The organism is Methylobacterium sp. GC_Met_2 (assembly GCF_026540795.1).
In the GTDB taxonomy this organism is placed as follows: Bacteria; Pseudomonadota; Alphaproteobacteria; order Rhizobiales; family Beijerinckiaceae; genus Methylobacterium.
In genome coordinates, this window is sequence record NZ_JALNUM010000234.1 from 1 (window position 1) to 2,539 (window position 2,539).

Consider the following 2,539-nt stretch of genomic DNA (forward strand, 5'->3'; position numbering starts at 1 on the left):
GGGAGATCCCTGCCCGCAGCGAGCAATCATGAAGCTCCTCACCACCCCCGGCTTCTGGATCGCGATCCTTGCCATCGCGGCGGCCGCCACCCTGCCCTGGTATGTCTCCGGCTACATCCTCGGCCTCCTGACCATCGCGTACTATTTCGGCGTGTTCTCGATGGCCTGGGACCTCCTCTTCGGCTTCGCCGGCGAGGTGAATTTCGGCCCGACCTTCCTGATCGGGCTCGGGGCCTACGGCGCCGGCATCCTCAACAACCGCTACGAACTGCCGATCCCCTACTGCCTCGCGGCCGGGACGGTGCTCGCCGTAGTCGGCGGCCTCGCCCTGGCGCTGCCGGCGCTGAAGGTGCGCGGGCCGTATTTCGGGCTGATCACCCTGGTGGCGGTGCTGCTCCTGCAGAACATGATCGTGGTGTTCTCCGACCTCACCGGCGGCGAGATCGGCCTGACCGTGCCCGACGTCATCTCGATCGACGCCGACACCAATTACTGGCTGGCGCTGGGCTTCATGGCGGTCTCGGGGCTCATCCTCACCGTCATCGCGCGCTCGCCCGTGGGCCTGATCCTCCAGGCCGCCGGCCAGGACCCGGTGGTGACCGGGGCGCTCGGCTTCAACGTCGCCAAGCACAAGCTCGCGGCCTTCGCGGTCAGCGCCGCCTTCTCGGGCCTCGCGGGCGGGCTGGTGGTGTTCTACATGGGCACCGCCTCGGTCGGCACGCTGATCAACACGTCGGTCGGCGTGCAGGTGATCATCGCGGCGGTGCTCGGCGGCCGGCGCACCATCGTGGGTGCGGCTGTGGGCGCCGTGTTCCTGATCGCGGCGGGCGAGCTGCTGCGCCCGCTCGGCGGCCTCTCGACCTTCGTGGTCTCGGCGGTGGCGCTGCTGGTGATCCTGTTCGTGCCGTCGGGGCTGCTCGGCCTCGGATCGCTCCGGAGAGCCCGATGACCGTCGCCGTGGCGCCCCCGCCAGCCGTGTCCCCCGTGCTGGCCGAGCCCTGCCTCACCGTGCGCGGTCTGACCAAGCGCTACGGCGGCCTCGTCGCCGTCAAGACTATCGACCTCGACCTGCGGCCTGGCGAGATCCTGGGCCTGATCGGCCCGAACGGCTCGGGCAAGTCCACCGTGATGAAGCTGATCATGGGCCTGGAGCGCCCGAGCGCCGGCTCGATCCGCCTCGACGGCGCCGAGATCGGCGGGATGCCGGCCCACCGGGTGGCACGCTCCGGCATCGGCCTCGTGTTCCAGCATGCCCGGCCCCTCCAGCGGCAGACGGTGCTGGAGAATATCAGCCTCGCGCTCCTGCCCGACAGCTTGATCCGCCTGTCCGCGGATCCCCACGTCGCGCGACGCGCCAAGGAAATTGCCGAGCGGGTCGGCCTCGGCGCGGTCATCGACCGGCGGCCCGGCACCCTGCCCTTCGCCGACCTGCGCCGGCTGGAACTCGCCAAGGCCATCGCCCGCGACCCCCGGGTGGTGCTGGTCGACGAGCCCTTCGCCGGCCTGACCGGCGGCGAGGTCGCGGCCTTCTCCGAGCTGATCCGGGGGTTTCGCGACGAGGGCAAGGCCGTCCTCCTCGTCGACCACAACGTGAAGAGCGTCGCGGCCCTCGTGGACCGGGTCTTCGCCATGTATCTCGGCGAGCGCATCGCCGAGGGCTCGGCCGAATCCGTGATGGCCGACCCGACCGTGCGTCGGGTCTATCTCGGCGGAAGCATCGAGACGGCGGCCCGGCCCGAGGCCGCGTTCAAGCCGGATTCGCTGCTCACCGTCGAGGGCGTCGACGTGCTCTACGGCAAGGCGCAGGCCCTGCGCGCCGCCTCGATCCACGTTCACGAGGGCGAGTTCGTCTCGGTGGTCGGCCTGAACGGCGCCGGCAAGACCACGCTGTTCAACGCCATCTCGGGCCTCGTGCCGCATGGGGGCACGATCCGGTTCGGCGGCCGGGACCTCGCCCGGATGAAGCCCGCCGCCATCGCGCGCGCCGGGATCGTCCAGGTGCCCGAGACCCGAGAGCTGTTCGGCGATCTCAGCGTGCGCGAGAACCTCGACCTCGGCGGCCAGCATTTCCCGAAGGCCGAGAGCGCGAAGCAGCGGGAGTGGCTCTACGAGCTGTTCCCGATCCTCAAGGCCCGCGAGGGCCAGACCGCCCGCACGCTCTCGGGTGGCGAGCAGCAGATGCTGACCATCGCCCGGGCGCTGATGATGCGCCCGCGTTTGCTGATCCTCGACGAGCCGACGCTCGGCCTCGCCCCGGTGATCCTGGAGCTGCTGTCGAAGGCGCTGGAGCGCTTACGGCAGACCACGCCGATCACGGTGCTGCTGGGCGAGCAGAACGTCACCTTCGCGCTCCCGCACGCCGACCGGGTCTACGTGCTGGAACAGGCGCGGATCGTCTGGGAAGGCCCGCCGCAGCGTTTCGCCAGTGAGATGGGGGCGGCCTATCTGTGAGGGACGCTGTCATACGCGCGGCTCTCCCTCCCCCCGCTGCGGGGGAGGGTGGCCCTCGCGTCAGCGAGGGTCGGGAGAGGGGAGCGAC

The 2,539-nt window shown here is 70.6% G+C and carries 2 protein-coding genes; both read left to right on the plus strand.

Going from position 1 to position 2,539, the window contains the following annotated elements; genetic code table 11:
• Nucleotides 1–28 precede the first annotated feature (28 nt).
• A complete protein-coding gene (locus tag OXS49_RS33110; protein ID WP_243999789.1) occupies nt 29–949 on the plus strand; it encodes a branched-chain amino acid ABC transporter permease in 921 nt (306 codons plus the stop codon).
• Nucleotides 946–2,451 carry an ATP-binding cassette domain-containing protein gene (locus OXS49_RS33115; RefSeq protein WP_267428735.1) on the plus strand — a complete coding sequence of 502 codons (1,506 nt, stop codon included), beginning with the start codon at nt 946–948 and terminating at the stop codon, nt 2,449–2,451. The genes OXS49_RS33110 and OXS49_RS33115 overlap by 4 nt, the downstream gene beginning before the upstream one ends.
• The last annotated feature ends 88 nt before the right edge of the window (nt 2,452–2,539 follow it).